The organism is Terrabacter sp. 01T434 (genome assembly GCF_056398545.1).
In genome coordinates, this window is record NZ_JBFTPP010000005.1 from 211,193 (window position 1) to 229,993 (window position 18,801).

Annotated in this window: 15 protein-coding genes; 4 read left to right on the top strand and 11 right to left on the bottom strand. The window is 71.6% G+C overall.

What is annotated here, in order from left to right:
• Positions 1-14: 14 nt before the first annotated feature.
• On the bottom strand, positions 15-2,093 hold the full coding sequence (locus tag AC1DIW_RS12270; RefSeq protein WP_478108464.1) for a sigma-70 family RNA polymerase sigma factor: 2,079 nt from the start codon (positions 2,091-2,093) through the stop codon (positions 15-17).
• Between the two features lie 291 nt (positions 2,094-2,384).
• On the opposite strand from AC1DIW_RS12270, the gene AC1DIW_RS12275 reads away from it, so the two are divergent.
• The gene (locus AC1DIW_RS12275) at positions 2,385-2,990 is read left to right on the top strand and encodes a TetR/AcrR family transcriptional regulator (protein WP_478108853.1); all 606 of its coding nucleotides are present in this window, start codon (positions 2,385-2,387) and stop codon (positions 2,988-2,990) included.
• Between the two features lie 636 nt (positions 2,991-3,626).
• Here AC1DIW_RS12275 and AC1DIW_RS12280 read toward each other — a convergent pair.
• Positions 3,627-4,508, bottom strand: coding sequence for a methyltransferase domain-containing protein (locus AC1DIW_RS12280; protein WP_478108465.1), 882 nt, complete (start codon positions 4,506-4,508; stop codon positions 3,627-3,629).
• A 55-nt stretch (positions 4,509-4,563) separates the two neighbouring features.
• Here AC1DIW_RS12280 and AC1DIW_RS12285 point away from each other — a divergent pair, with 55 nt between their 5' ends.
• Positions 4,564-5,100 (top strand): MarR family winged helix-turn-helix transcriptional regulator, encoded by a 537-nt coding sequence (locus tag AC1DIW_RS12285; RefSeq protein WP_442281171.1) that lies wholly within the window; start codon positions 4,564-4,566, stop codon positions 5,098-5,100.
• A gap of 13 nt (positions 5,101-5,113) precedes the next feature.
• On the opposite strand, the gene AC1DIW_RS12290 is transcribed toward AC1DIW_RS12285, so the two are convergent.
• The 7 genes from AC1DIW_RS12290 to metG form a co-directional block, all read right to left on the bottom strand.
• Positions 5,114-5,476, bottom strand: a complete 363-nt coding sequence (locus AC1DIW_RS12290; RefSeq protein WP_442281170.1) for a VOC family protein — start codon at positions 5,474-5,476, stop codon at positions 5,114-5,116.
• Positions 5,477-5,597: 121 nt separating this feature from the next.
• Positions 5,598-7,469 (bottom strand): ABC-F family ATP-binding cassette domain-containing protein, encoded by a 1,872-nt coding sequence (locus AC1DIW_RS12295; protein ID WP_478108467.1) that lies wholly within the window; start codon positions 7,467-7,469, stop codon positions 5,598-5,600.
• A gap of 150 nt (positions 7,470-7,619) precedes the next feature.
• Positions 7,620-8,564, bottom strand: coding sequence for a 4-(cytidine 5'-diphospho)-2-C-methyl-D-erythritol kinase (locus AC1DIW_RS12300; protein WP_442281168.1), 945 nt, complete (start codon positions 8,562-8,564; stop codon positions 7,620-7,622).
• A gap of 30 nt (positions 8,565-8,594) precedes the next feature.
• A complete protein-coding gene (gene rsmA, locus AC1DIW_RS12305) occupies positions 8,595-9,530 on the bottom strand; it encodes a 16S rRNA (adenine(1518)-N(6)/adenine(1519)-N(6))-dimethyltransferase RsmA (protein ID WP_478108468.1) in 936 nt (311 codons plus the stop codon).
• 86 nt (positions 9,531-9,616) lie between these two features.
• Positions 9,617-10,762: a transglycosylase family protein gene (locus AC1DIW_RS12310; RefSeq protein ID WP_478108470.1), complete on the bottom strand. Its 1,146-nt coding sequence runs from the start codon at positions 10,760-10,762 to the stop codon at positions 9,617-9,619.
• Between the two features lie 184 nt (positions 10,763-10,946).
• Positions 10,947-11,828, bottom strand: coding sequence for a TatD family hydrolase (locus AC1DIW_RS12315; protein ID WP_478108471.1), 882 nt, complete (start codon positions 11,826-11,828; stop codon positions 10,947-10,949).
• Positions 11,825-13,723, bottom strand: a complete 1,899-nt coding sequence (metG, locus tag AC1DIW_RS12320; protein ID WP_478108472.1) for a methionine--tRNA ligase — start codon at positions 13,721-13,723, stop codon at positions 11,825-11,827. The genes AC1DIW_RS12315 and metG overlap by 4 nt, the downstream gene beginning before the upstream one ends.
• Before the next feature lie 138 nt (positions 13,724-13,861).
• On the opposite strand from metG, the gene AC1DIW_RS12325 reads away from it, so the two are divergent.
• Positions 13,862-14,293 (top strand): SRPBCC domain-containing protein, encoded by a 432-nt coding sequence (locus AC1DIW_RS12325; RefSeq protein WP_478108474.1) that lies wholly within the window; start codon positions 13,862-13,864, stop codon positions 14,291-14,293.
• Positions 14,294-14,372: 79 nt separating this feature from the next.
• On the opposite strand, the gene AC1DIW_RS12330 is transcribed toward AC1DIW_RS12325, so the two are convergent.
• A complete protein-coding gene (locus tag AC1DIW_RS12330) occupies positions 14,373-14,798 on the bottom strand; it encodes an OsmC family protein (protein ID WP_330476399.1) in 426 nt (141 codons plus the stop codon).
• Positions 14,799-14,938: 140 nt separating this feature from the next.
• A complete protein-coding gene (gene rsmI, locus AC1DIW_RS12335) occupies positions 14,939-15,769 on the bottom strand; it encodes a 16S rRNA (cytidine(1402)-2'-O)-methyltransferase (RefSeq protein ID WP_478108476.1) in 831 nt (276 codons plus the stop codon).
• Between the two features lie 184 nt (positions 15,770-15,953).
• Here rsmI and ppc point away from each other — a divergent pair, with 184 nt between their 5' ends.
• Positions 15,954-18,794 (top strand): phosphoenolpyruvate carboxylase, encoded by a 2,841-nt coding sequence (gene ppc, locus AC1DIW_RS12340; protein WP_478108478.1) that lies wholly within the window; start codon positions 15,954-15,956, stop codon positions 18,792-18,794.
• Positions 18,795-18,801: the final 7 nt, after the last annotated feature.

Here is an 18,801-nt window from a genome sequence, read left to right on the forward strand (position 1 = left end):
CTGGCGCGGGACGGTCAGGGCGAGCTCGGCGCAGCCGCGGCCTGAAGCCCACCGGAGGGGTCGGACGCCGGCGCGACCGCGTCGGCCGAGGGCGATGCGGGTGTCGGGTCGGCGGTGGGGGCAGGCGCCGGCCCGGCCGGAGTCTGGACGGGAGCAGGGGCAGGTGCGGGCGTCGGGTCGACCGGGGCCACCTGCGCCGGGTCAGCCGGAGAGGTGTCCGCCGACGTCGGAGCGGCCGGAGCGGGTTCCACGGCGGCGGGGGCAGCGGCGGGCGGGACGGGCACCGGCGAGGGCGTCGTCGTCGGAGTCGTCACCGAGAGGTCGTTCTCGGCAGCTGTCGCCGAGCCGGCAGGAGCTCCGGTCGCGGCGCCAACGGGCGCTGAGCCTGTCGTGGTCGGGGTCGTCGTGGTCGGGTTCGTCGTGGCCGGGTCGGTCGGAGCCGTGGTCGCCGACGGCGGCACGGCGGCCGAGCCGGTGCCCGTCGAAGCCGTGGTGTCCGCAGGAGCCGACTGAGCCGCGGGCGACGCCACGACACTGCCCGCACCCGGCAGGGCCGGGGTGAGGTCGATGAGCTGCAGGAGGTCGGTCGGGGAGGGCGGCGGTGCGGGCGCGGCAGGTGCCGGTGCGGCGGCTGCCAGTGCGGCCGCTCCTGGTGGGGCCGCTGCCGGTCCCGATGCGGACGAGGCCGGCGCGGCAGCGGCCGGTGGCGGCGCGACAGCCGGGCCGGCGGTGACCACCACGGCCGCGGGGGCGGGCGGCGGCAGCTGCTGCGCGGCCGCGGGCGCCACCGCGACCCCCATCCCGACGACGAGGCCGGCGAAGGCGGTGGCGAGCGGCGGACCGAGGGTGGAGCCGGCCAGGATGGAACCACCGGCAACGGCCCCTGAGGTCAGGACCGCAGAACCCGCGACACCCGCGGCGACGGGCAGCGCCACGGCCGCAGTCCCGGTGGCAGCTGTGACGGCGGTCGCGGTGGTGGCCGCCACGGTGGCCGAGGTGGTCGCCACGGTCGCGGTGGCCGCCCCCGTGGTGGCGGCACCGATGCCCGTGACGACTCCCGACGATGCAGCGCCCACGCCTGCAGCGGAGGCCGTGGCGCCGACGCCCGCCGTGGCGCTCGCTGCGGTGGCACCGACGCCGGCCGTGCCGACGGCTGTGGCGCCCGCTGTGGCACCCGCCGCGGCGGTTCCTGCAACGGTCGTCCCCGCCGCCGCACTGCTCACGAGCCCCGCCATCGTCCCGTGCCCGAGGTGGCCGACCACGGCCGACCCGGCGATGAGGACGAGCGGCCCGGTGAGGGCGCCGAACCGGTCGTAGACGTGCTGCAGCTCGCCGGCAAGGCAGGCATCACGGGGGCACGCCTCGAGGTGTGCCGCAGCCCGGGCTCGTTGCCGCGAGGTCAGCCGGCCCCGGACGAAACCGCCCAGGTGGTCGAGCGTCCAGCGGCACTCGGGTGCCCCGCAGGCGGGGACGCGTCGCTGCACCCAGACGTCGAGGTAGCTGTTGCGCAGCGCGTCGCGAGCCCTCATGGCCCGGGCGCTGACGGCGTTGGCCGACACCCCGAGCAGCGGCGCGACGACGCGAGGGGCGGAACCCTCGACCATGGTGTGCCACAGCAGCTGCTGGTCGCCGTCGCCCAGGAGGCGGAACGCGGCCCGCACGATGTCGGTGTCGACCCCGTCGCCGGCCAGGGCCGACACGTCGGGCTCGGGGGCGGCGAGCATCTCGAGGTCGGGAGCCTCGGTCGGGACGACGTTCATCTCACGCCGCACCGCGTCGACCCCGACGGTGCGCACCGTCGAGGCGAAGTACGACCGGAAGTTGTCGGTGGGGCCGCCGCCTTCACGCAGGAGGCGCAGGATCCGGGCGGAGGCCTCGGCGACGAGGTCCTCTGGCGCCACCCGGCCACGGAAGCGCGTCGCGACGGCATACGCCGCGGGCAGGTGCCGCCGCCACAGGGTGGCGAACGCGCTGTCGTCTCCGCGACGCGCACGAGCGAGGAGCTCGGTGTCACTCGACGCGGCCGAGTCCGTCGTCTCGGGCTCCACGACCGACGTGGACCCGAAGGGCGATGCGATCGTGTGCGCAGTCATCTGGGGCCCTCCCGGGAGGTATGCGCCTCCAGTGTGGGGCACGTCGGCTCGAGATGGGGCCGTTTCGGTTCGAGCTTCTCGAGCACGACGTCGGGAGATGACGGTTGAGGGCCGGTTGCTCGACCACCTGKMCAGGTGGTCGAGTTCATGACGCGATTTCACGAAGATTTCATGACGGGTTCTCTCGAGACGCCCTCGAACCGCTGCGGCGGGGTCCGTGAGAGGACCGCTGGCCTGCACAATGGCGGCGTGACCGCTGATCGAACGGACCGCTCCCGCCCCCGAGCACGCATGACCGGACCGGAGCGCCGCGAACAGCTCATCGCCGTCGGCCGCAAGCTCTTCGCCGACAAGGGTTTCGAGGCCACGACCGTCGAGGAGGTCGCCTCGAAGGCCAACGTCTCCAAGCCTGTCGTCTACGAGCACTTCGGTGGCAAGGAGGGCCTCTACGCCGTCGTCGTCGACCGTGAGATCCAGACCCTGATGAGCGGCATCGGCGCAGCGCTCGAGGAGCCGGAGGGGGCCCGGGTCCTGCTCGAGCGGGCCACGTTGGCCCTGCTCGACTACATCGAGACCGATCCGGCAGGCTTCCGCATCCTCGTGCGGGACTCCCCGCCCGGACAGTCGACGGGGTCGTTCGCGAGCGTCCTCGGCGACGTGGCCGTGCACGTTGAGCACCTGCTCGCTGCCGAGTTCAAGCAGCGCGGGCTCGATCCCAAGTCGGCGCCGATCCACGCGCAGATGCTCGTCGGGATGGTGGCCCTGACCGGCCAGTGGTGGCTGGACCGCCGCAAGTTCAAGAAGGACCAGGTGGCGGCCCACCTCGTCAACCTCGCCTGGAACGGCCTCTCCGGCCTCGAGCGCACTCCCCGGCTCGTCACGCTTCCGCGCCGCTGACGCGTCGTCGCGGGACGAGCCAGCCTGCTGGTGCCGCGAGGTTCAGGTTTCGCCCTCCCGAACGATCCCCTCCACGAAACCACCCGGAAGGACGAAACCTGGCGGCACCACCGAGGACAACCCCGCAGGTGTCACTCCCTCCCCTGACCAAGCGGGAGACTCCTGCGGTGCCGCCATCTGTATGACGTGCCAGGACCCATTTCATGACATGAATTCCGAAAATGGGGCAAAACACCAGAAATTCGCGGGCATTTTTTCCGGGCACGAGGCCACCACCGCGAATGGGCTCCGCACGAGGGGTGTCCGAGGTCTCGGTCATGACGGGCCGGGTGCCCTCGATGAGACACCGATGACCGCCCGATGACGAGACGCTGGCTGTTCGCCGACCAGCTCGGGCCCCACTTCGACGTGGGACGCACCGGAGCCCTCCTGGTGGCGAGTCGCCGGGCGTCGGTGACGACGCGTGCCCGTTCACCGCGGGCTACTGGGCCTACCTCGACCGCAATGCCGAGCGGCTCGAGGGCAACCACCGGATGGCCCGGCCACTCCAGCAGCGCCACCGTCTCGCCGACCTCGCCGAGGTCGTCGCCCAGGAACGTGAGCGGGGCGACAGCCCGCCCTGATCCGACGACTGGGTCAGCGCGGGGTGCGCGCGACGGCGAACGTCCGCGTGAACGGGAAGAGCACCCCGAACGACCGACGGGGGTATGCCGCCTCGAGCTCGCGCTCGTAGTCGACGACGAACCCCTCGCGCTCGTCGTCGTCGAGCACGCCGAGCACCGGGCGCAGGCCCGTGCCCCGGACCCACTCGAGCACGGGGTGCGGGCCGTCGGGGACTGCCGCGAGCACGTGCTGGTACGTCGTCTGCCACACGTCGGCGTCCGGGGTGAGGTCGAGGAGGAGGGCGGCATACGTCTCCGGGCGCGCCACGGCACGGGCACGGTCGAGACCCGGCCGCAGGTCGGCGGCGCGTGGGTGGCGGGCGGCGACCTCACGCATGAGCCGGTGCGAGGGGGCGTCGAAGTTCGAGGGCACCTGCATCGCGAACGTCCCGCCCGGCGCAAGGCTCTCGACCCACGACGGGATGAGGCGCAGGTGCCCGGGCACCCACTGGAGCGTCGCGTTGGTGACGAGGACGTCGACCGGGGCCCCGAGCTCGGCGGGGTCCCAGCCCTCGGCGGTCGCCTCGACCCATTCGACGCGGCCGTCGGTGTCGAGCTCGCGCGCCCTGGCGAGCATGTCGGGCGAGCTGTCGACGCCGACGATCCGGGCGTCGGGCCAGCGCTGGGCGAGGCCGAGGGTCAGCTCGCCGGGCCCGCAGCCGAGGTCGACGACGAGCCTGGGCGACGCGGCGTCCACCCGAGCCAGCAGGTCGGCGAAGGGTCGGCCGCGGTGACCCGAGAAGACGGCATACTGCCGCGGGTCCCACGCGGCATCGGTCGTGCGGTCGCCGGCGACGCCGGTGCTGGTACCGCCGGGCGCGTCCTCAGCGGCGGACGGAGGCGTCGAAGGAGTCATGTCATCCTCAGTTTCGTTTGATGTCAAGAGTCTTGATGGCGACTACGATTGGCGTATGAGCGCCGACCGCAGGCCCGCCGACGACGTCGACGAGATCGTCGCGGCCTGGCGCCGGGAGCGGCCCGACCTCGACGTGTCGCCGCTGGAGGTGCTCTCCCGGGTCTCTCGGCTGGCGCGCCGGCTCGACCTGGCCCGTGGGTCGGCCTTCTCGGAGCACCTGCTCGACGGGTGGGCCTTCGACGTGCTCTCGGCGCTGCGCCGCGCGGGCGAGCCCTACGAGCTCTCCCCCGGCCAGCTCGTCCAGCAGACGCTCGTCACGTCGGGCACGATGACCAACCGCGTCGACCGGCTCGAGCGCAGCGGGTTCGTCGACCGGCGCCCCGACCCGGGCGACCGGCGCGGGGTGCTCGTGCGCCTGACACCGGCGGGCCGCGACGTCGTCGACTCGGCGATGGCCGACCTCATCGAGCAGGAGAAGTCGCTCCTGTCGGAGCTGTCCGCCACCGACCGGGCGCAGCTGGCCGGCCTGCTGCGCCGCATGCTCGCCCCCCTCGAGACCCGGGAGACTCGACGCGGCGACATGCACGGCTGAGGACCTCACCCGCTCACCGCTGCGCCTGCTGGAACTCGAGCCGGTTGCCGACCGGGTCCACCGTGTGGAAGCGGCGCAGTCCTGCGATGTTGTCGTCCCAGGCCAGCGGCGCGCCGGCGGCCTCGACGACCCGGGCCAGCTCCTCGACGTCCCCGACGGCGATCCCCGGATGGGCCTTGCGGGCCGGGACGAAGCCGTCCTCGATGCCCACGTGGATCTCGGCCGCGCCGGCCCGGAACCAGGCGCCGCCTCGCGCGCGGAGACGCTCGGGCTTGGTCACCTCGGTCATGTCGAGGACGCCGACGTAGAAGCCGCGCATGGCGTCCTCACAGCCCGCAGGGCCGGACACCTGAACGTGGTGCAGGTACATCTCCATGCCCACCAATTTATCTTGACGTCAAGATAAATGGCAACGGCTTCCCGATCGAAAGAGCAACTCGTCCGGACGGATCGCTCTTTCGATCGTCAGGGAGTCGGACGAACTGCTCTTTCGATGGTCAGCCGACGGTCTCGGCTGCTTCGAGCCACTCGAGCTCGAGCTCCTCGCGCTCGGTGACGACGGCCTGGAGCTTGACGCCCAGTTCGGCGAGCGCCGAGGGGTCGGTGGCCTTCTCGGCCATGTCGCCGTGGAGGCGCTCCTCCCGGTCCTGGAGGCGCGAGAGCTGCTTCTCGATGCGGGCCATCGTCTTGCGGGCCTCGCGCACCTCGGCCGGGCTCGCCGTCGTGGCGGACCCGGGGGGTATGCCGTCAGGCCCGCTCGTCGTGGCCGGCGAGCCGCCGCTGCCCTTCGGTCCCGCTGCGGACCGCGCGGCCTGGCTCGCGATGTCCGCCGAGCGCAGCCGGAGGTACTCCTCCACGCCGCCCGGCAGCTCGCGGAGCTTGCCGTCACCGAGCAGGGCCAGCTGCTTGTCGGCCACGCGCTCGAGGAGGTAGCGGTCGTGCGAGACGACGACGAGGGTGCCCGCCCAGCCGTCGAGGACGTCCTCGAGTGAGGTGAGGGTCTCGATGTCGAGGTCGTTGGTGGGCTCGTCGAGGATGAGGACGTTCGGCTCGGTCAGCAGCAGGCGCGTCAGCTGCAGCCGGCGTCGCTCACCACCGCTGAGGTCACCGACGCGTGACTGCTGACGCCCGCCCGGGAAGCCGAGACGGGTGGCGAGCTGGCTGGCGCTGATCTCCTTGTCACCCAGCGTCGTCCACTGCTTGACGTCCTCGATGGCCTCGATGACGCGCCACTGCTCGAAGCGCTCGAGCTCACGGACCTCCTGGGTGAGGTGGGCGATGGCGACGGTCTTGCCGATCTTGCGCCGGCCGTCGTCGAGCGGAATCTCCCCCGTCAGGGCGCGCAGCAGCGTCGACTTGCCGGCGCCGTTGACACCGACGATGCCGACGCGCTCCCCCGGCGCCAGCCTCCACGTCACGTGGTCGAGCAGGCGGCGCTCGTTCGGCGGCTGCCCGACCGACACCGTCGCGTCCTCGAGGTCGAGGACGTCCTTGCCGAGACGGCGGCTCGCGAACGACGCGAGCTCGACGCTGTTACGGGGGTCCGGCTCGTCGGCGATGAGGGCGTTGGCGGCGTCGATGCGGAACTTCGGCTTGCTCGTGCGCGCCGGCGCACCGCGGCGCAGCCAGGCGAGCTCCTTGCGCATCAGGTTGGAACGGCGGTCGGCCATCACCCCGGCGAGACGGTCCCGCTCGGCCTTCGCGAGGACGTAGGCGGCATACCCTCCCTCGAACGGGCTGACCTTGCCACCCTCGACCTCCCACGTCATCGTCGCGTAGGCGTCGAGGAACCAGCGGTCGTGGGTGATCGCCACGGTCGCGTTGCCGGGGCGGGGCCGCTTCGTGGCGAGGTGGTCGGCCAGCCAGGCGACGCCTTCGACGTCGAGGTGGTTGGTCGGCTCGTCGAGGAGCAGCAGCTCGGGGTCGGAGACGAGCAGTCGGGCCAGGGCGAGGCGGCGGCGCTCGCCACCGGACTTCGGGCCGACGCGGCTGTCGAGGCCGCCGACGTTCTCCGCCCCGATGCCACCCAGCAGGCCGGTCAGGACGTCACGGATGCGGGGGTCGCCGGCCCACACGTGCTCGGGCAGGTCGCCGAGCACGGCCTCACGGATCGTCCACGAGGGGTCGAGCGCGTCCTCCTGGGCGAGCATGCCGATGCGGATGCCGTCGGTGCCGCCCTGCTTCGTGATGCGGCCCGAGTCGGCATCCTGCAGACCGGCCATGACACGCAGCAACGTGGACTTGCCGCCGCCGTTGACGCCGACGACGCCGATGCGGTCGCCCGTGAGGACGCCGAGGCTGACGTCGTCGAGCACATGGGAGGTGCCGAAGACGAGGGAGACCCGTTCGAGGGAGATGAGGTTGGCCATCGCTGACTGACCCTATGCCGTCCCCCGATCGAGAGAGCAATCCGTCCGCCCCCACCCGATCGAAAGAGCAATCCGTCCGCCCCAACCGATCGAGAGAGCAATCCGTCCCCCGGACGGATTGCTCTTTCGATCGTGGGGGGGACGGGTGGGTCAGGAGGTGGTGCGGGGCGCGGCGACGAGGTGCGCGCCGTGGACCGGGCCCTTGGCGCGGCGCAGGTCGCGGCACAGCCCGGAGGCCGCGAGCGACACCGAGAGGTCGAGCGAGGCCTCGCGGCTCTCGGTGAGGAACGCGACGGTCGGGCCCGATCCCGACACGATGCCACCCAGCGCGCCGTACTCGACGCCCGCGTCACGGAGCTCGCGCAGCTGCGGTCGCAGCGAGAAGGCGGCCGGCTCGAGGTCGTTGTGCAGGGCGGCTCCGAGGGCTGCGGGCTCCCCCGATCTCAGGGCCGCCATGAGCTCGGGGCTGACCCGGGGCTCGGGCACGTCTGCACCGGCACGCTCGCGCAGGCGGTCGCACTCGGCATACACCTCGGGGGTGGACAGCCCCGTGTCGCTGATCGCGAAGACCCAGTGGAAGGTCCCACGGGCCAGGACGGGCGCGAGCTGTTCTCCGCGGCCCGAACCCATCGCGTTGCCGCCGGAGAGGACGAAGGGGACATCGCTGCCCAGGCTGGCGGCGAGCTCGGCGAGCTCGTCACGGTCGAGGCCGAGACCCCAGAGCTGGTCGCACGCGACGAGGGCGGCCGCCGCGTCGGCCGAGCCGCCGGCCATGCCACCGGCGACGGGAATGTCCTTGTCGATGCGGATCGAGAGGCACTCGTCGACGGACCAGCGGTCGGCGACGAGGCGGGCGGCCCGGACGGCGAGGTTGTCGCCGTTGGTCGGGATGCGGTCGGCGTACGTCCCCGCCGGGATGACCTGCCAGTCGTCCCAACGGGTGACGGAGACCTCGTCGTGCAGCGACACCGCCTGGTAGACCGTCGCGAGGGCATGGAACCCGTCGGGCCGGCGCGGCCCGACGCGCAGGTCGAGGTTGACCTTGGCCGGGACCCGCACGGTTACCGCGCCGGGCTGGGTCGGAGCGACAGTCATGCGCCCACCCTAGGCGCCGACCAGCTCGCGTCAGGACGTATGGCCCCGACGGCGCGCTCGGGGCCGCCCGGCGTCGGCATCCTGGGGAGGCGCCTCGGGACGCGCCTCGGCGATCCGGGCGAAGGTCGTGATGTCGAGCTGCTCACCGCGCGTCCGCGGGTCCACGCCGGCCGCGACGAGGGCTCGCTCCGCGGCGTCCGGGGAACCGGCCCAGGACGCGAGCGCGCCGCGCAGCGCCTTGCGTCGCTGGAGGAACGCCGCGTCGATGCAGCGGAAGACCTCTTCGCGGCTGGCCGTGGTCTTGGGCGGCTTGCGCCGCCGCAGGGCGACCAGGCCCGAGTCCACGTTGGGTGCGGGCCAGAAGACGTTGCGACCCACGCGGCCGGCGAGCTCGACATCGGCGTACCACGCGGCCTTGAGGCTGGGTACGCCGTAGATCTTGCTTCCCGGCTTGGCCGCGAGCCGCTCCGCCACCTCGAGCTGCACCATGACCAGGACCCGCTCGATCGTCGGGAAGCGCTGCAGGAAGGACAGCACGACCGGCACCGAGATGTTGTAGGGCAGGTTGGCGACGAGAGCCGTCGGGTCGGGGCCCGGGAGCTTCGTGATGGTGAGCGCGTCGGCCGCGACGAGGCGCAGCTTGTCGGCGTTCTCCGGCTGTAGCGACCGCACGGTCTGCTCGAGGGCCCCCGCCAGCCGCGGGTCCACCTCGACGGCTGTGACGTGCTTGACGACCGGCAGCAGCGCGAGGGTGAGCGAACCCAGGCCCGGTCCGACCTCGACGACGACGTCGTGCGGGCCCACCCCGGCGACGCGGACGATCTTGCGCACCGTGTTGGCGTCGACGACGAAGTTCTGGCCCCACTGCTTGGTCGGTCGCACCTCGAGACGCTCGGCGAGCTCGCGCACCTGGGTCGGCCCGAGGAGGGCGGCGTCGTCGACGTGCGGCGCGTCCTTCTTCGTCATGCGCACACCCTATGGCCACGACCGAAAGAGCAATCCGTCCGCAGGGCGGACGGATTGCTCTTTCGATCAGGTTGTGTGAGGTCAGGTCAGGGCTTGCACTGCCACTGCGAGACGCCGTTGTCGGCGTAGACGCGGTTCGCGACGGTGATCTGCTGCTCACGGCTGGCGAGGTCGGCGCGGGGGGCGAACTGCCCGCCGCCGTAGCCCAGCCAGGTCGAGGTGAGGAACTGCAGGCCGCCGTAGTAGCCGTTGCCGGTGTTGATGTGCCAGTTCCCGGTCGACTCGCACTGGGCGATGCTGTCCCACATGGCCGCGCGGGAGAGGTCGAGCCCGGCGGTCGAGCCGCTCGTGCTGGGAGCGGGAGCGCTCACCGGCTGGGGGGCGGGGGCGGGGGCGGGACGCGGCTTCGTCCCGACGAGGACGATCTGGTCGACGGGCGCCTTCGTCACCGTGGAGGCGACCTCCTTGGTGGAGACGACCTTGCCGTCGACGACCGTGGTGCGGACCGTCACGGTGCGGACACCGGCGACACCGGGGCGCGAGACCTTCGTCTCGTCACGGTAGAGGTCACCCGAGCTCTGCTTCGTCGTGCCGAAGGCGATCTGCTGGGCGACGCTCTTGTCCTGGGTCGCGACGCGCTGCACCGTCACGGTGCTGCCGGACGTCAGGACCGTCGTGAGCGGCGGGTTGACCTTGTCGGCCTTGCCGACGTGCACGCCGAGCTGGGTCAGCGCCTCTCCGACGGTGGCGGCGGCGATGGTCTTCGTCGTCTTCTTGCCGTCGGCGTTGACCGTCACGGCCTTGGGCGTGACGACGGTGAGGGTCAGTCCCTGACGACCGATGGTCTCGGAACGCGAGACGGACAGGCGCGCACCCTCGCCGCGGAGACCGAGAGCGAGGAGCGCCCCGTCGACCGTGGTCTCGGTGGTGCGCAGCTGACGGGTCTTGCCGTCCACCGTGAGCGTCAGCAGCCGGGCGTACTTGACGGTGATCGTCTCACCGTCGCTGATGGGGGCGCTCGCGGCGGGAACGACGACGTCGCCGGGCTTGACCACGATCCCCTGGCTGTCGAGGACATCTGCCACGGTGCTGCCGAAGACGTGCGCGGTGCTTGCCGTGCCGTCGACCGAGAGGTTGACGGACTTGTCGAGCTGGGCGGCGCCGACGGCGCCGCCGGTCAGGATGACGGCCGCACCAGCGGCGGCCAGGATCTTGGCGTTGCGAGAAATCACGTCACTCCGAACGTCGAACCATCCGGATGCAACGCGCTATCGATCCATCCTCCTCACGTCTTCGGGAGGAGGTCGATGCGGGGCGGCAACCGGCCAACAGTCGAACAGAGTGGCCGACCGACGACGCCAAGGTCAAATTTTGGTAACGGAGCCACGTCTCGCTGGACGTCCGAAGAAGTGTGCGCTAGGCGCTTTGCCCGATTCGCTCCGCACCCCACGGACCGTAGACCCGCTCGCTGTTCTCGGACACGACGCGGCACAGCGTCGGGACGTCGAGGTTGAGCACGGCGGCCATCGCCCGGATGGTCACCGGCACGAGGAACGAGGCGTTCGTCGCACCCCGGTGCGGGGCCGGCGCGAGGTACGGCGCGTCGGTCTCGACGAGCAGACGGTCGAGGGGCACCGCGGTCAGCGCGTCCCGCAGGTCTCGCGCGTTCTTGAAGGTCACGGTCCCCGCGAAGCTGAGGTAGTAGCCGCGCTCGGCGCACTCACGGGCCATCGTCAGGTCACCGGAGAAGCAGTGCAGGACGGTGTGCTCGGGCGCCCCCTCCTCCTCGAGGATGCGCAGCACGTCTGCGTGGGCATCGCGGTCATGGATCTGGAGGGCCTTGCCGAGGCGCTTGGCGAGGTCGATGTGCCAGCGGAAGCCGTCCTGCTGGACGGGGATGCCCTCGGCGTCGGTGCGGAAGTAGTCGAGGCCGGTCTCACCGATGACGCGGATGCGATCGTGGGTCGCACACCGCTCCACCTCGGCATACGCCTCCGCCAGCCGGCCGTCGGCTGCCAGGCGAGGAACCTCGTTGGGGTGCAAGGCGATTCCGCCGACCAGCTCGTCGTGAGCCTCGATGGCATCCATGGTGAAACGGATGCCGTCGAGGTCGCAGCCGACCTGGACGAGCCGCGTCACCCCGACCGAGCGGGCTCGCTTGATGGCGTCGGCCACGTCGAACGGCTCGTCGCCCTCGCGCGTGATGTCGAGGTGGACGTGGTTGTCGACGACGTCGATGGGCAAGGGGTCCGGCAGGGTCTCCGGCAGGCCCCGCTGCCCCGACGCGTGAGGCGTCATGCGGTCGGCGCCTCGTCGGTGCGCTCGGCCTGCCTGGGGGGTGCCATCTTCGGCGCAGCGAGCGGGTCGGTGTGATGTCGCGTGCCGCCGGGGGCGGCGTCGCCGAGGCGGGCCCGCTCGTCCTCGATGACCTGCTCGGGGTCGAGCTTGACGAAGACACCGGACGGCTTGGCGATGGGCGTCCCGACGACGACGGGCCGCGACTCCCAGCTCGGGGTCGAGGAGTACTCGCCGGTGATGACGGGGTAGCTGCGCGCGTCGTCGTCGAGGTCGCGCACGACCTCGAGACGGGGCATCGGCATGAGCTCGCCCTGGCCGCCCAGCACCGCATGGACCCGGTTCGCCGCGTGCGGCAGGAACGGTGAGATGAGCGTATTGATATCTGAGACGGCCTGGACCAGGGTGTGCAGCACGGTGGAGAGCCGCTCGCGCTGGTCGTCGCCCTTGAGCTTGAACGGCTCGGTCCTGCTGACGTACGCGTTGGCCTCCCCCACGACCCGCATGACCTCCGCGAGGGCGGCCTTCTGCCGGTGGCGCTCGAGGGAGGCTCCGACGGTCGCGAAAGCATCCCGCACGGTGGCGAGCAGCTCCTCGTCGACGGGCTCGAGGGCAGACGGCTGGGGGATCTCGCCGAAGCTCTTCGCGATCATCGCGGCGGTGCGGTTGACGAGGTTGCCCCAGCCGGCGACGAGCTCGCTGTTGTTGCGCTGCACGAACTCGGCCCAGGAGAAGTCGGCGTCCTGGTTCTCCGGCCCGGCCGCGCAGATGAAGTAGCGGATCGGGTCGGGGCCGTAGCGCGCGACGATGTCCTGGACGTAGATGACGTGCTTGCGCGACGTCGAGAACTGCTTGCCCTCGAGCGTCATGAACTCGCTCGCGACGACCTCGGTGGGCAGGTTGAGGGTGCCGTACGCCCCCGGCTCGCCGCCCTTGTCGCCCTTGCCGGCATAGCCGAGCAGCTCCGCCGGCCAGATCTGGCTGTGGAAGGTGATGTTGTCCTTGCCCTGGAAGTAGTAGGAGACGGCCTCGGGGTCGTTCCACCACTCGCGCCAGCGCTCCGTGTCACCCACGCGGCGAGCCCACTCGATCGACGCCGAGAGGTAGCCGATGACGGCGTCGAACCACACGTAGAGCCGCTTGCTCGGGTTGTCCTCCCAGCCCTCGAGCGGGATCGGGATGCCCCAGTCGATGTCGCGGGTCATCGCGCGCGGGCGGACGTCCTTGAGGAGGTTCTTGGAGAACTTGATGACGTTGGGACGCCAAGAGCCCGATGCCTCGCGGCCGTCGAGCCACTCCCCCAACGCGCCCGCGAGTGCAGGCAGGTCGAGGAAGAAGTGCTGCGTCTCGATGAACTCCGGCGTCTCGCCGTTGATCTTGCTGCGGGGGTTGATCAGCTCGTCGGCGTCGAGCTGGTTGCCGCAGTTGTCGCACTGGTCGCCGCGGGCCTCGGGGAAGGAGCAGATGGGACAGGTGCCCTCGATGTAGCGGTCGGGCAGGGTGCGGCCCGTCGACGGGCTGATCGCGCCGCGGGTCGTCTGCTCGACCATGTAGCCGTTGGCGTGGACCTGACGGAACATCTCCTGCACGACGGCGTAGTGGTTTCGCGTCGTCGTCCGGGTGAAGAGGTCGTAGGAGAGGCCGAGGTCGGTGAGGTCCTGGGCGATGACCGCGTTGTACTTGTCGACGAGCTCCTGCGGCGTCAGGCCCTCCTCCTCGGCGAGGACGAGGATCGGCGTGCCGTGCTCATCGGTGCCGCTCACCATGAGGACGTCGTGCCCGGCCATCCGCATGTACCGGCTGAACACGTCGGAGGGCACACCGAAACCGGCCACGTGGCCGATGTGGCGCGGGCCGTTGGTGTACGGCCAGGCGACGGCAGACAGAACATGACTCATGCGGAGAATCCTAGGTGGGCGTCCGACTCCCCCGCGCGCGCCTTCCGGTCGGTCACCCGACGGCTCGCGTCACGGCCCAGGCGAAGTGGGCACACGGCATACGCCCAACGGACGCCCCCACGGGAGTAGGACAGGGGGATGACTGGTCATGTTGCACACGCGAAGGTCACGGTCGACGCCACGCCGCAGCAGGCGTGGCACGCGCTCACCGACCCGGACACCGTCCGGCAGTGGATGGTGGGCACCGAGGTCAGCACCGACTGGCAGGTCGGCAGCCCGATCACGTGGCAGGGCGAGATGAACGGCAAGCCCTACCAGGACAAGGGAGAGGTGCTCGAGGTCGATGCGCCCCGCCGCCTCTCGGTCACGCACTACAGCCCCCTGATGGGCCAGGAGGACCGGCCCGAGAACTACCACACGATCATCTACACGCTCGAGGGCGATGGCTCCGGGCCGACGACCGTCACGCTCGAGCAGGACGGTAACGACTCGCAGGAGCAGGCTGAGCAGTTCGGGCAGAACTGGCAGTCGATGCTCGACGCCTACAAGGCCACGGTGGAGTCCACCTGAGCCATCCGGAAATCACTGCAGCACAAGCAGATCGGCGCCGACCGTGCGGGTCGGCGCCGATCGGCGTGACGGTGGGGCCTCAGCCCAGGCGCGCCTCGAGCGAGATCGGGACGGCCTTGAGGGCCTGGCTCACGGGGCAGTTGGTCTTGGCGTCCTCGGCGGCCGCCTGGAAGTCCTCGGCGGAGATGCCCGGGACGTCACCGACGACGCTGAGCGCGATCTCGGTGATGCCCGTGCCCGGCACGAAGGTGACGTTGGCCGTCGTGTCGAGCGTGGTGGCGGGCGTGCCGGCCTGAGCGAGCCCGTTGGACAGCGCCATCGAGTAGCACGAGGAGTGCGCTGCGGCGATGAGCTCCTCGGGGCTCGTCTTGCCGTTCGAGGACTCCGCCCGCGAAGGCCAGTTGACGTCGTACGTGCCGATGCCCGAGCTCTCGAGGCTCACCTGGCCGGACCCCTCGAACAGGGAGCCCTCCCAGTGCGTGCTGGCGGTGCGGGTGGTAGCCATGCCGTGCTCCTTCGCTGTGCTGTCGACGCGGCCGGACGGGTCGCCGGCCTCCGGGAAGAGAACTACGCAAGCCTGACCCGCTGTTCCCCCCGCGGCAAGGGGCTCGCCTGTCGAGACGTTCCGACGGGCGCGTTCGCGGCTCAGCGCGCCGCGAGCGAGGCGTCGTAGAGCGCCTTCTTGGACAGGCCCGTCCGCGACGCGACATCGGCCGCGACGTCCTTGAGCCGCTCCCCGGCATCCACCCGCTGTCGTATGCCGGCAACGGCCTCCTCGAGGGAGGGCACCACCCGCTCGGCGCCCGCCACGACGACCGTGATCTCGCCCTTGACGCCGTCCTGCGCCCAGGCGACGAGCTCGCCGAGAGTGCCGCGTCGGACCTCCTCGTAGGTCTTCGTCAGCTCGCGGCACACGGCTGCCCGACGCTCCGGCCCGAAGGCGTCCCGCATCGCCGCGAGCGTCTCGGCCAGCCGGTGCGGCGCCTCGAAGAAGACGATGGTGCGACGCTCCTCGGCGACCTCGGCGAGGACCTTGGCGCGCTCCCCCGGCTTGCGCGGGAGGAAACCGTCGAAGCAGAACCGGTCGACGGGCAACCCCGAGACGGCCAGCGCCATGAGGACGGCGCTCGGCCCGGGAACGCACGTCACGCGTACTCCTGCCTCGACCGCAGCAGCGACGAGACGGTAGCCGGGGTCGGAGACGGACGGCATCCCGGCGTCCGTGACGACGACGACGCGCTCCCCCGCGACGAGGCGGCCGACGAGGTCCGGGGTGCGGGCGGCCTCGTTGTGCTCGTGGTAGCTGACGACGGACCCGGTCGGGGTGACGGCGATGTCGGTGAGCAACCGGCGCAGACGGCGGGTGTCCTCGGCCGCGACGACGTCGGCGGTCGCCAGCTCCTGCGCCAGGCGCGGCGCGGCGTCCCGCGGGTCGCCGATCGGGGTGGCTGCCAGGACGAGGGTTCCGGTGCTCATGGCGTCATCCTCGCAGGGCCACTCACGCCCCCGGCCGCGACAGCGCGCCACCTGGTGGGTTGTCGCTGCAGCGAGAGGTCGCCGGCCGCGACAACTGTCCACGTGGTGGACTCTCGTGTCCAATGAGAGGTCCCCATCGTGGACTCGAAACGCTCGTGAAACGTCGACGCGGTACGACAGACCCATGAGCACCAAGAGCCGCACCGACACGACCGAGCAGCTCCTCGAGGCCGACCGCCGAGAGCCGAACGTCGCGACGTTCGCCTCCGGGGTCTCGTCGGCGCAGCAGCACGCCGCACTCCGGGCCTCCGTGCGACAGCTCGGCACGCTCTTGGGTGAGGCCCTGACGCGGCACGAGGGGCCCGAGCTGCTCGCCCTCGTCGAGCGGGTGAGGGCGCTGGCCCGCGAGCCCGAGGACGCCGAGCTGCGCGCCCTGCTCGAGGGCGTCGATGCGCCGACCGCCGTCATCCTGGCCCGCACGTTCACCGCCTACTTCCAGCTCGTCAACGTCACCGAGCAGCTGCACCGCTGGCAGGAGCTGAGCGCCGTCGACGAGGCGCCGCTCGCCGCGACCGTGCGACGCATCGGCGAAGCGCTCGACGCCGGCACCCTGGAGCGTGACGAGCTCGACGACGTGCTGGCCCGCCTCGAGTACCGGCCTGTCTTCACCGCCCACCCCACCGAGGCGACGCGCCGCACCGTCCTCAACCTGCTCCGCCGCATCGCCGTGACCGTCGACGAGCTCGAGGACCCGCGCCGGCCGGCCACCGACGGACCGCGAGCCGAGCGACGGCTCGCCGAGCTCGTCGACATGATGTGGCAGACCGACGAGCTGAGGATCGTCCGGCCGGAGCCCACCGACGAGGCGCGCACGGCCCTGCACACGCTCCGGTTCCTCGCCGACCAGGTGGTGCCCGACCTGCTCGCCGAGCTCGACCGGACGCTCGCGGGCATCGGCGTCCAGCTCCCGGCGACGGCCCGGCCCCTGCGTTTCGGGGCCTGGGCCGGCGGCGACCGCGACGGCAACCCCAACGTGACGCCTGCGGTCACCCTCGCGGTCATCGGCATGCAGCACGACGCCGGCATCGCCGAGCTCGTCGAGAAGCTCGACCACATGCTCCACGAGCTGTCGTCCTCGACCCGCTTCGTCGAGGTCACCGACACGATGCGCGAGAGCCTCGAGCGGGACGCGGCGGCCCTCCCGGTCACGTACGACGCGGTCCGGCGGCTCAACGCGGAGGAGCCCTACCGGCTCAAGCTGAGCTTCGTCCGCGTGCGCCTGCTCCGGACCCGGGACCGCCTCACCCACGGCACCGCGCACGAGCCCGGTCGCGACTACGCGACCTTCGACGAGCTGCTCGAGGACCTCGTGCTCATCCGTGACTCGATGCACGCCGGCGGCGACGCCCTGACCGCCGACGGCGCCATCCTGCGCCTGATCCGGACCGTGGTCGCCACGGGCACGGGCCTCGCCACGCTCGACATCCGTGAGCACAGCGCCAAGCACCACGCCGCCCTCGCCCAGCTCTACGACCGCATCGGCGAGCTCGACACCCCCTACGGCGAGCTCGACGCGCCGGCGCGCATCGCGCTGCTCTCGCGTGAGATGGCCTCGCGCCGACCGCTCACGGGAGCGGGTCTCCACGACGTGGGCGACGCGGCATCCGCCTCCCTCTCGCTCATGACGGCGATCAGGCGGGCTCTGGACACCTACGGTCCCGAGGCGGTCGAGACGTACATCGTCTCGATGACCCACGACGTCGACGACCTCTTCGCCGTCGTCGTCCTCGCCCGCGAGGCCGGGCTCCTCGACACCGGCGACGACACCACCCCCGCGACCGCGCGGATCGGTTTCGCCCCGCTCTTCGAGACCGTCGCCGAGCTCGAGGCGGCCGGCCCGCTCCTCGACGCGCTGCTCTCAGACCCGTCGTACCGCCGCGTCGTCACGGCCCGGGGTGACGTGCAGGAGATCATGCTCGGCTACTCCGACTCCTCCAAGGACGCGGGAATCGCCGCGTCCCAGTGGCAGATCCACCGAGCGCAGCGCGCGCTGCGCGACGTCGCCCGCCAGCACGGCGTCGTGCTGCGGCTCTTCCACGGTCGAGGCGGCTCGGTGGGCCGCGGGGGTGGCCCGACGGGTGAGGCGATCCTCTCCCAGCCGTACGGCAGCCTCGACGGCCCGATCAAGATCACCGAGCAGGGTGAGGTCATCAGCGACAAGTACACCCTGCCCGGGCTGGCACGGTTCAACCTCGAGACCGCTCTCGCCGCGGTCCTCGAAGCGTCGGTGCTGCACCGCAGGTCGCTGCTGCCGCGGGACGTCCTCGACGGCTGGAACGGGACGATGGACCTCGTCGCCGGCCACGGCCAGGACGCCTACCGCGGCCTGGTGGGCGACTCCCGCCTCGTGCCGTTCTTCGTGTCGGCCACGCCCGTCGACGAGCTCGGCAAGATGAACATCGGTTCCCGCCCTTCCAAGCGTCCCGGCGGCACCGGCGGCCTCGAGGACCTCCGCGCCATCCCGTGGGTCTTCGGCTGGACGCAGACCCGGATCATCCTGCCGGGCTGGTTCGGGGTCGGGTCGGGTCTCGCCGCCGCCCGCGAGGACGGCCGAGAGAAGACGCTGCGCGAGATGTACGGCTCCTGGGCCTTCTTCCGCACCTTCCTGTCGAACGTGCAGATGACGCTGGCCAAGAGCGACCTGGAGATCGCGGCGGGCTACGTCCGCACGCTGGTGCCCGACGACGTCGCCGGCGTCTTCGACACGATCCGCGACGAGCACGCCCGCACCGTCGAGGAGGTGCTCCGCGTCACCGGGCAGAAGGACCTGCTCGAGTCGGCGCCCGTCCTGCGCCGCACGCTCCACCTGCGCGACAGCTACCTCGCACCGCTCCACGCGCTGCAGACGTCGCTGCTCGCCCGGTCGCGTGCGGTGCCCGAGGACACCGAGCCCGACACGGACGTGCAGCGAGCGCTGCTGCTGACGATCAACGGCATCGCCGCCGGGCTGCGCAACACGGGCTGAGCACGTA

Coding starts and splice junctions, on each gene's coding strand:
- ppc (WP_478108478.1), top strand. CDS start 15,954: ATGAGCACCAAGAGCCGCACCGACACGACCGAGCAGCTCCTCGAGGCC.
- AC1DIW_RS12290 (WP_442281170.1), bottom strand. CDS start 5,476: ATGGAGATGTACCTGCACCACGTTCAGGTGTCCGGCCCTGCGGGCTGT.
- AC1DIW_RS12275 (WP_478108853.1), top strand. CDS start 2,385: ATGACCGGACCGGAGCGCCGCGAACAGCTCATCGCCGTCGGCCGCAAG.
- AC1DIW_RS12300 (WP_442281168.1), bottom strand. CDS start 8,564: ATGACTGTCGCTCCGACCCAGCCCGGCGCGGTAACCGTGCGGGTCCCG.
- AC1DIW_RS12270 (WP_478108464.1), bottom strand. CDS start 2,093: ATGACTGCGCACACGATCGCATCGCCCTTCGGGTCCACGTCGGTCGTG.
- AC1DIW_RS12280 (WP_478108465.1), bottom strand. CDS start 4,508: ATGACTCCTTCGACGCCTCCGTCCGCCGCTGAGGACGCGCCCGGCGGT.
- rsmI (WP_478108476.1), bottom strand. CDS start 15,769: ATGAGCACCGGAACCCTCGTCCTGGCAGCCACCCCGATCGGCGACCCG.
- AC1DIW_RS12285 (WP_442281171.1), top strand. CDS start 4,564: ATGAGCGCCGACCGCAGGCCCGCCGACGACGTCGACGAGATCGTCGCG.
- AC1DIW_RS12315 (WP_478108471.1), bottom strand. CDS start 11,828: ATGACGCCTCACGCGTCGGGGCAGCGGGGCCTGCCGGAGACCCTGCCG.
- AC1DIW_RS12295 (WP_478108467.1), bottom strand. CDS start 7,469: ATGGCCAACCTCATCTCCCTCGAACGGGTCTCCCTCGTCTTCGGCACC.
- AC1DIW_RS12325 (WP_478108474.1), top strand. CDS start 13,862: ATGACTGGTCATGTTGCACACGCGAAGGTCACGGTCGACGCCACGCCG.
- metG (WP_478108472.1), bottom strand. CDS start 13,723: ATGAGTCATGTTCTGTCTGCCGTCGCCTGGCCGTACACCAACGGCCCG.
- AC1DIW_RS12330 (WP_330476399.1), bottom strand. CDS start 14,798: ATGGCTACCACCCGCACCGCCAGCACGCACTGGGAGGGCTCCCTGTTC.
- rsmA (WP_478108468.1), bottom strand. CDS start 9,530: ATGACGAAGAAGGACGCGCCGCACGTCGACGACGCCGCCCTCCTCGGG.